Below are 10,340 nucleotides of genomic sequence, written 5' to 3'. Positions count from 1 at the left end.
TTTACACTTTTACACTTTTACACAAATATAAAAGTGTAAAAGTGTAAACTGACACGAATGTTGCTTCTGCTTTTTCCTTTAAGTATCAATTTATAGCAGGAAGCATAACTTTACATAAAATGCAGGTGGATGTTTCCTTTAAACTTTCGAAATATAAATTCTTCAATTAATAAATCATACTCAAGTTGAATCTTTAGCCCCCAATTTATGGCTGAATCCCTATAACGAATAAAGCCGAGTATATAGGAAGTAAGAGAAGAAGCCGTCTCCTTGTAGATGTGGAGCGGCTATTTTGAATTTGAATATTATATTGTTGATATTAACTATATCAACAATATAATAATAGATTCTTCTTGGTGCTATAGTAATTTTTATGTCATAGTTTCTAATTTATAGAGTTAATATGTTTTTCTATTAAAATTAAGCAATCCTCCAATAAAGAAAATAATAAAACTAATCAATACAATTAATATACTTTTGGTAGAAATAAATAGTATCCCTGTTTCACTCCCTGAAGGTAACATAGCTAAAAGGGGTTGACTCCATGGATAAATTGGACCAAATCGTTCAGACTGACTAATTATCATACCAGGTATCGTTAGACCAGCACATACTACCATTGGAGCAGCAAAGCTGGACCATATTGCGGAAAGCCACATTTGAAGTGCTATTAAAGGTAATGTTGTAAATATTCCACCTATTAAAGATTTCAATATATTTGTTGTAGGAAAAGGGCCTGTTACCCCGCACATAGAACCTACTATAATTATTTCTAAAAGAAATAAAAGTTGAGTAATAATTATAAAAAATAGCACAAATATAGCTTTAGTACAGTAAAGTTGATAACGTTTTATAGGCTGAACTAGTAATTGCTTCCACCCACCATGTAAATGATCGTGACGGCAGATAAAAGCGGTAAAAATTCCAGTTAATAATGGGAGAAAGATCATAGCGTGTATTATTGAAGCAAATGAATAAATAATTTCCCAATTATTTAAAGATGCTAATGTATCACCCACTTTTAGGTAAGTTAACATCCCTGTTAAAAGGGGACTAATAAATAATAGTAGCCAAATTTTTGTCTTTTTAATCTTATGGAATTCAGCCAAAAATAATCTTAAATTTAGCATTATTTATCCACATCCCTTCTTACAAAATCAAATGTTGCTATCAAAATTAGTAAAATCCCAACAGTTGCCCCTAACAGTGTAGTTGTATCTGATTTACTTGCAAGTGAGGGTAATTTCCATATAATCCAATCTGGCAAGGATTCTGAGAATAGTGCTAATACTGTACCTAAAACTCCCACTATTAATGTTATCCCTTGATTTTTATAAACAATGGATAACCATAATTGTAATGCTAAAACTGGTAAAGCAGAAAAGTAAGGGAAAAAACTAATTTTTATAACTTTTAACCATGGGATAGAATATCCAAAATCTAGTCCTATACCTAAAAAAATACTGCCTATAAAGAGGATGGAACAAGATATAAATAATAAAATAAAACTTAATATAAATTTAGCTATAAATATTTTTCTTTTTTCTATTGGTAGTATTAAAAGGTGTTTCCAAGAAGTAGAGCTGTGTTCTAAATGGGCTATTATAGAAGTAATAATTGTAATTCCTAGTATTATTGCTGGAAGGGAAAGAGACTGAACATTTGAAAGTAGCCCTCCCCATAAATCATTTTTATATTTTTCAATTAAGTAATCGTATCTTAAACTGAAATTTATTCCTTGAAGTATAATAACACCTATTGGGGCTATCATTATTAAAAACCAAACCCACTTACGCTTTAATTTAAGAAATTCAGATGCTAAGAGGGATTTGTACATCGTTTTGTTCCTCCTTTACGATGTTTAGGAAAATATCTTCAAGTGAATTTTTTTCTTCTTCAATACGGAATACCGATATATCATTTGCTACTAAAGCCTTCACAATCTTAGCTATAGCTGTATTATCAGTATTAGATATAACAATTTTATCCTCTTCCATCACTGACGGTATACCACTAGCAAGAATGATTTTCCATGCTTCCTTAGGTTTATTAACTAAAATCTTAATTGAATTATGTGAATGTTGTCGTAAAACTTCAATTTTATCCTGGAAAATGAGCCGTCCCTTTGAAATAATCCCAACATATGTAGCCATTTGGTCTATTTCACTTAATAAATGACTGGATACTAGTATAGTAATGCCTCTTTCCTTAGCGAGACTCTTTATTAATTCACGCATTTCATGTATCCCTTGGGGATCAAGTCCATTTGTTGGTTCATCTAAAATTAATAATCTAGGATCACCAAGTAATGCAATGGCAAGACCAAGACGTTGTTTCATGCCTAGAGAGTATTCTTTAACTTTTTGGTGTGCTGCATTCTGCAGTCCGACAGTTTTTAAAACAGCATGTATTTTTTCTTTTGGTATATTTCTTAAAATTCTATAAACTTCTAAATTTTCAATTGCATTGAGATGTGCATAATAAGAAGGATTTTCTACTAGTGCTCCAACATCAGATAAAATAGATAAACGATTTTTATTTAAATCTTTACCAAAAATTGAAATATTACCTTCAGTCGCTTTAATTAAACCTAGTAACATTCTAATGCTAGTTGTCTTTCCAGCACCATTGGGTCCTAAAAATCCATAAATTTCACCTTCAGGAATTTTTAGATTCACACCACTAACCACACTACTTTTTTTATATTTTTTAGTTAGATTATTTGTTTCAACAATATATTTCATATAAACACCACCTTATATTTATTATATTTCATGAAGGTTAAATTAAATTTCTATATAGTTTAAAATTTGTTTAAATTTCTTTTTTTACATAATATAGTAATTGTTATATAGTTAAATAAGTAAAATTGATTTGATATTAAGGGGTGAGAACGTGAAGCACATTATTTGTATCGAAGACGAAATTGAGATAGGAAAACAAATAAAAATTGATTTAGAAAAGCAATCTTACAGAGTATCTTGGTTTACTTCAGAAAAAGGATGTTATGAGGCGATTAAAACCGCAGATCTAATTATCTTGGACATTATGCTTCCAGGATTAGACGGTTTCACACTGGGGCAAAGGTTTAAAAAAAACTATCCAGACATCCCAATAATTTTAGTGACTGCACGTACTGCATTAGATGATAAATTACAAGGACTATTATTCGCTGATGATTATTTAACTAAGCCATTTCATTTTAAAGAATTATTAGCAAGAATAGAAGTTTTATTGAGGCGGTATAATAGACTAGAAAATACCTTACAAGCAATTAAGCATCTTCAAGTTTCTACAAAGGAATATCGAGTTTTTAATACTATAACAGATAAAGAGATAGAGTTAACTGGTAAGCAGCATCAAATTTTCTTCTATCTAATGCAGCATCTAAATCAGACATTAACAAAAGAACAAATCTTTGAAGCTATTTGGAAAACTTCTTATATAGAAGGGGATAAGACACTCATGGTACACATTCGATATTTAAGAGAAAAAATTGAAATAAACCCCAGTAATCCAACAATAATTGAAACTATACATGGAATAGGCTATCGATTAAGAGGATGAAGAAGAGTACATCTTTATTAAAAAAATATATTTTTATCATTTTAATTGCTATAGTTATAATTCCAGTCATGTTTCCATTGACTTCGATAATTTTCACATTATCTTATACGCAGCTAGCCATTTCTGAACCTTATTACAGTACTAAAGAGATTGAACAAGTTTGGAATGAAAATTCTAAGTTGTTAAATGCAGAAAATCCTGAAAAAATTAAAGAGTTTTTTCATTCTATACATAAAGCCTATCCTCAAGCTTCTACGTTTTGGGTCGATAATCAAGGGAGAGCTCATTTCCCCGTTTCAAAGCCGTCTAATATCCCCTCACAATGGACAGTGAATTATAGTATAGATTTTATGAAAAAAAGTATAAATGGAGAATTTTATACTGTAGTGAGTTATATGGGGAAAGAAAAAAAAGAAGCTTTTATGGTAATACGGCTTCCTAAAAAGTATATTGAATACCCTGTTTCACGAATGCAAAAAGAATACAGCACTATTTTTATTACCGTAATTCTATTGATTTTGATAATTTTTTTGATTTTTTCGGGACTCTTTTTCCGCGATATTCGTAATAGGTTAATCCGGTTACAAAAAGCTATGAAACTTTCTAAAGAAGAATCAATACCAAAAACAATTGAGTTATCAAAAATGGATGAAATCGGTTTATTAGAACAAAACTTTAATAATATGATTCAAATTTTAGAAAAAAGTCGTTTGAAGGAACGTGAAGAAGCAGAATTTAGAAGAGATTTAATTGCTAACCTTTCTCATGACTTAAGAACGCCTTTAATGGTATTCCGCACTCAAATTAACTTATTAGAAAAGGAAGTAACTTCAATTAAAGGAAAAGAAATCATAGTATTAATGGATGATAAAATTAGTTATATTGCTGAACTTATAGATAATTTATTATCATATTCTTTATTAACATCTAAAAAATATCCATTTAACCCAAAGGATATAAACATAACATCTTTATTAAGAAAGATTATTGCTTCCTGGTATAATTCCTTAGAAGAAAGAGGTTTTTATATAGACGTTAAAATACCAGAAAAGCAAATTTATTGGTATATTGATCAAAACTGGTTTCAAAGGATTATAGATAATGTTATACAAAATGTAATTAGATATGCCAGTGAGGGGAATTATATTGGTATATACATAAGTACAAGTGATAACCAAGAAACTATTTCAGTTATTGATCATGGTCCGGGATTCGAACATAGCAATCACTCAAGTAAGGGGACAGGAATAGGATTATCCATTATTTCCCTTATGTCAAAGGAAATGGATATAGACTGGGCTATTGATTCTACTTATGGACAAACTATAATTTCATTTAAAAAAAAGTAAAAAACATATAAATAAATGTTTTTTACTTTTTTTGTTTTAATAAAAATTTAACTCCACAATTTTTAATTACTTAGCTATCCTTAAGAAGATATCGATTGTGATAATTCCTCATTTGATTCTATTTTAATAGAATTATCACTCGACTCGCCCTGTGTATAAAGTTTACAGTATTTCCCTTGTAAGTTCATTAACTCAGTATGTGTGCCCTGTTCAACAATTTTTCCATCATCTAAAACATAAATTATATCAGAATCTACAATTGTTGAAAGTCTATGGGCAATTATAATACAAGTACAACCAATATTTTTGAAATGATTAGCAATATTTGCTTCATTAATTGAATCTAGAGAGCTAGTAGCTTCATCTAAGACCATTATTCTTGGGTCATTAAGTAAAGCCTTAGCAAGTGCTATACGCTGCCTTTGGCCTCCAGAGAAATTCAATCCCATGTCTGAAACGAGAGTATTGTAATGCATAGGCATTTTTTCAATTTCATCTGAAATTTGAGCAATTTCAGCAGCCCTTTTGACAGCGTATATATCCACGTTTTTATGACCTAAACTGATGTTATCATAAATAGATTCATTAAATAAATAGATTTCTTGAGGTACAACCCCTATTTGCTTTCTTAATTGTTTTTTATTAATATCCTTGAAATTTAAAGAATCATAAAAAATATCACCACTATTTGGAGTATATAAACCCAATAATAATTTACCTAAGGTACTTTTTCCAGAACCCGAAGCTCCTACTATGGCTACCTTTTGTCCACTTTTAATATGTAGTGAGAGATTTTTTATAACAGGATTTGAATATTTACTGTAAGAAAACGTTACATTTTCTAGCTTTATATCTCCTTTTATTGGATTAGGGACAGGTAAATTCCCTTCTTTTTCAATCTTTTCGTTAGTAATATCTTGTATTCTTTCTAATGTGTTAGTAGCTGCGATAAAGTTATTCCATGTTTGAAATATAGAAAAGCTATAGTTAAAGAACATGACTGCTAACGAATAAAAAGCAATTACTTCACCTAAAGTAATATTTTTCTCAGTATATAATTTTAATCCAAGTAAAAGTACTAAAAAAGGGGAAATAGTCTGCATCATTTGAGTAAAGGTTGTATATACGTTAAGTAAATTTGCCTGTTTTTTATATCTAAATAAAACATCATTTAATTTATTTTTCCAAACGTTAAATATATTTTCCTCAATGCCTGATACCTTAACTGTAAATATTGCTGAAATGGCTTCTGTTTGAATTTTACTTAATTTACTTCTTTCCACCATTTCATATAAGCTATATTCTTTGATATGAGAATGCATAAATAGAGTAAACCCAATACTTATTAAAAATAAAACTAACACTAAGGTTGTTAAAACCGGGGACTTATATAGCATATAAAATGTCATAAAAACTAGAGCACTGACATCCATGATACTACCTATCACCTTTTCGGATAATAAATCCCGTATTATATTCATAGAATTTATTCTATATAATAAATCTCCTTTGGCTCTTACCTCAAAAAATTTATAGGGGATTTTTAACAGATGACTAAATACTTTCCCAAGCAGCGAACGATCTAATAATGCTCGTATATCTACAATATATTTTCCTCTCGCAAGTAAAAGTAAACCATAGAGTAGTAGTAGACCTGCAAATAATAGGATGGTATTTATATTCAAAGTATTATGGATAGTTACACCATCTATTAACTTTTGAATCATTATAGGAATTGATAATGTAATTGCACTAACAAAGAAAGTGAGTAAGAAAAGTTTAAGGAATACCAGTTTATTACTAAAAACATCTTGTAAAAAATTTTTAAAAACAGAATCCTTCTTAGTTATTGGTATAAAATTTTCAGTAGGTTTCGTTGTCAATACATAATTAGAAAACATACTTTCTATAGTATTTTCTGATAGAGTTTTTCTACCAAGTGCGGGATCTATAATATAGAATTTATTGTTTTTAATTTTTTCGAGAATTACAAAATGATTATTATCCCAATGGAGTATTGCAGGGAGTGTAACTTGTTTTAGACCCTCTACAGTTGTTTTATATACACGAGAATGGAAACCTAAATCATTTAACAGTTGATATAAATGTTTTAGACCAGTACCATCTCTCCCAGGTTCTAGGTGCCTTCTTATTTCACTGATAGGTTGATTACTATTGTAATATCTTAATACCATTGCAACACAACAAAGACCACATTCTGTTTGTTGCAATTGCTCGATAAATGGTATTTTCCTGTTTTTTGAATAGTACATTCTCCGACCTCACCGACAGTTATTTTTTTCTAAAACCATGTTTTATATTTAATAGATAATTAAGCTATCAAATATTTGATAGCTTAATTACGGTGAATAATAATATTTTTTATAGTAAAAAAATGTAAAACAGAATATTAAAACAGCAGCTTTATTCTAGCCAAAGAATTCCTGGAATTGACAAATCTGCTCTATGTTTTAAAATAGAATAACCGTCCCCTGCTAAACCGACCAATAATCCATAGATATTTACGGTTCCAGAATATCCTTTATCCCAGTTGGAGTTGATGGAATTCCGGAAAATTTCATGATATGTAGCAAGACAGTTATTTTCTAAATATGAATCATTTAAAACTTTTGCAGCATATTGAAGAATTTCTAGGTTTCCTGTATCACCGTGGCACCAAGTACTATTGTTACCAAACCCTTTTTGGATTGTAGTATCAAGAGCTACTTGAATTTCATGATTAATCATATCATCATAATAACCATTATCTTTTAATATAAGTCGGTTTAAAAGTATCCCTGGTGCACCATGACACCAACCTACACTTATGCCAACTCTTGAAAGATTAGTGTACCAATTCGCATCTTTAGAACTAAACATTGATCGTTCGTAATTCAATGTTTTCTCTATTAATTTTAAAATATTAGGATTTTTAGTTATTTTATGTAATCGTATTAACATTGCGGAGATTCCACTTGTTCCATGGGCAAACCCCGTATATCCCTCAGTTTCTAAATTTGGACCCCAAAATACAGAATCATTAGAGTAATATGTAGCATTGTTCTCTAAGTCATGATAAATTTCATTTGCTATCTTCAAAAGCATTTCTTTTTTATTTTTATCAGTTGTTTTATTATAAATAGAAAGAACAACCCCTAAATATCCTGCTGAACCACCAATTAAATCATAGTCTTGTCCTTTTTTGACATCCTCTAGAAGATAGCCGATATTTTCATATGTAAAATCAATAAATTTCTCAATATTAAGAGATTTACCTAGATGGAATATTGTATAGAAAATACCACTCAGGCCACTAAAGGCACCAATGGAATAAATTTCATTTTCCTCTGCATTGTTTTTTTTGCGTTCTATAATACTATTAAGAAGTTTAATACATGGAGTTAGAGATTCAATGGCAGCTTTTTTAAATTCTTCATTCCTGGTAGCAATACTCAAGTAACCTAAAAATAATGAAATTCCACTATTCCCCTTATAGAGATCGAAATCTACTGATGCAATACGTGTTGTAATTTCATCTTTACCAGACATCATTAAACCAATCCAAGTTCTGTCAATTTCAGAATCTGTTTTGCCCATTATACTATTTTCAAGTAAATGGTTTCCTATTTTAAGTAAGGATGAATTTTGATCCTCTATTGAATTATTTTGAGGTAAATGATTTCCTTTTGAGAATGTTACATTTGTTAGTGCACTATCATTTTTATTTTCAGTATGAATAAAACTTAAATCAATAAATTTTAATTGATTTTTCAAATCTTTTGTACTAAATTCCCTGATTTTTTTTATGGAAGTTTCTAAAGGTGTTACCTTTAAATTATATCCATTAACGGTTTGTCCTCTTGAATCTTTTACGGTTTTAAGGCTTGTATTAGTTGTAAAGTAGGGTATATCGCCAATAAGTAAATCTTTCAATTCATAGGGTGATATTTTTTCGAAATTTTCTTTAAATTTATACAATGCTATCCTATGTAATAAAATTTCTCTATGTATTGGACTTCTTAATAAATCAGGGTGATAACTACTTCGTAACAAACGTCCATATATAAACGTATGTTTAAAAAGAATCCTACATGTTTGGTTGGAAAACAACTCAAGTATTTTGTTAATGAACTTTTCTTTATTATCTAAAATCCAATCGTAAGTTTGTTTAAACCCTTCTTGTATTTGGTTAAGAAATTGTTCAATTTGTTGATTATGATTTTTTATTTTAGGGTTATTATTGTTAGGCTCTAAAGTTACGTAATCACGAGTAACCTTAATATTATCAGTATTATTATGCTGAATGACCTCTGATTTGAATGGGGAGAGTTGTTCTTTGCTTCCTCCTACACCACCTAAATCAAAAACATTAACATTAGATTTATCATTTAAAACTATTCTACTTGGTAATAGCAGAATAGAAATAACAGATGATTCGATAAGCTTGGCGCAATTCTCCATAGCACCAGCTATAGAATTATCTTCTTTTTCCAAACTACCATGAATAAGAGATTCTAAATCAACAAGTACTGGATGTTCTGAATTTGCAATTAGGTTCTCGCTGTGAAAATCTCGTGCATTCAATGCGTGAAGAAGACATAGTAAATGTCCTATACGATAATAAAAGTTGTTTACATGATCTTCATCCGTACATTCTTCAAATGGAATGAATTCCATCCATCCGCTTCCATTCACTGAAAGCGACTTTGCAGCTTTTAATTTCTTCATACCAGGAACATTTTGTTCGTTAATCCAGTTTATCAGATTATAGTATCCTTCTTCAAAATTAAGTTCTCTAGGTTTATAGATTAACTTGCCACCAGTTGCGAAATATAGAATTGAAACACTTTTTCCACCCTGGTGTGTATCTCCAGATCCAGTTTCAATATTTAATAGGTTTCCTAATGCTTTACCTCCATTAAATACAGTGGATATTTGGTTAATTTCTGCAGAAGTACGTTCTAATATCTCAATTATAAAATCTAAATAGTTTTTAGTGTTCAGTTTCATCAGCGATATTAAGCATCCATATTCCGTATATAAATCTTTAAGAAAGCTTTCATCTTTTAATAATGAATTTTGGAAGTATAAAAATCTTTCTTCTGAAGATTCTCCTATTAATAGATCATTTGATTTTGCAATATTAACTTCTAAAACCAGTGTACGATAGGAAATTTGGTATAGGAGCTCAGCTATTTTTGCAATTAAACTTTGTAAAAATATTTCATTGTTTTTAAGTAATTCGTAATTATTAATTACATCATAATATTTATACAAATAATATTTAATAATGGGCCTAAAAAAGTTAAAAAATTGGAGTTTTTCATAATCCTTCTCATTTTTATTAAATATAGCTTCTATTTTTTTTGTTTTCTCATCCGAATTAAAATTAAATAATTCTAGTATTTCAGTATTGTCTTTATT

Annotated in this window: 7 protein-coding genes; 2 read left to right on the top strand and 5 right to left on the bottom strand. The window is 29.4% G+C overall.

What is annotated here, in order from left to right; translation table 11 throughout:
- Positions 1 to 398 precede the first annotated feature (398 nt).
- Genes DN403_RS28620 through DN403_RS28610 form a run of 3 tightly spaced genes read right to left on the bottom strand, consistent with a single transcriptional unit; the run spans position 399 to position 2,744 of the window.
- Complete coding sequence (locus DN403_RS28620; protein WP_098437995.1) at positions 399 to 1,130, bottom strand: ABC transporter permease; 732 nt, start codon at positions 1,128 to 1,130, stop codon at positions 399 to 401.
- Positions 1,130 to 1,837: an ABC transporter permease gene (locus DN403_RS28615; RefSeq protein WP_098437993.1), complete on the bottom strand. Its 708-nt coding sequence runs from the start codon at positions 1,835 to 1,837 to the stop codon at positions 1,130 to 1,132. The genes DN403_RS28620 and DN403_RS28615 overlap by 1 nt, the downstream gene beginning before the upstream one ends.
- On the bottom strand, positions 1,812 to 2,744 hold the full coding sequence (locus tag DN403_RS28610) for an ABC transporter ATP-binding protein (RefSeq protein WP_149186019.1): 933 nt from the start codon (positions 2,742 to 2,744) through the stop codon (positions 1,812 to 1,814). The genes DN403_RS28615 and DN403_RS28610 overlap by 26 nt, the downstream gene beginning before the upstream one ends.
- A gap of 151 nt (positions 2,745 to 2,895) precedes the next feature.
- Here DN403_RS28610 and DN403_RS28605 point away from each other — a divergent pair, with 151 nt between their 5' ends.
- Both DN403_RS28605 and DN403_RS28600 read left to right on the top strand, forming a co-directional pair.
- Positions 2,896 to 3,567, top strand: coding sequence for a response regulator transcription factor (locus tag DN403_RS28605; protein WP_149186018.1), 672 nt, complete (start codon positions 2,896 to 2,898; stop codon positions 3,565 to 3,567).
- The gene (locus tag DN403_RS28600; RefSeq protein ID WP_098437988.1) at positions 3,564 to 4,916 is read left to right on the top strand and encodes a HAMP domain-containing sensor histidine kinase; all 1,353 of its coding nucleotides are present in this window, start codon (positions 3,564 to 3,566) and stop codon (positions 4,914 to 4,916) included. The genes DN403_RS28605 and DN403_RS28600 overlap by 4 nt, the downstream gene beginning before the upstream one ends.
- 80 nt (positions 4,917 to 4,996) lie before the next feature.
- Here the strand turns inward: DN403_RS28600 and DN403_RS28595 are convergent, their stop codons facing one another.
- Complete coding sequence (locus DN403_RS28595) at positions 4,997 to 7,189, bottom strand: peptidase domain-containing ABC transporter (RefSeq protein ID WP_098437986.1); 2,193 nt, start codon at positions 7,187 to 7,189, stop codon at positions 4,997 to 4,999.
- A 151-nt stretch (positions 7,190 to 7,340) separates the two neighbouring features.
- Positions 7,341 to 10,340 (bottom strand): type 2 lanthipeptide synthetase LanM family protein (locus tag DN403_RS28590; protein WP_149186017.1); only part of this gene is annotated, 3,000 nt, incomplete at its 5' end.

Origin of the sequence: Bacillus sp. AY2-1, assembly GCF_008368965.1 — a bacterium.
GTDB lineage: Bacteria > Bacillota > Bacilli > Bacillales > Bacillaceae_G > Bacillus_A > Bacillus_A thuringiensis_S.
Note: the sequence above shows the minus strand (reverse complement) of the source record. Positions and strands in the feature narration are given on the sequence as shown.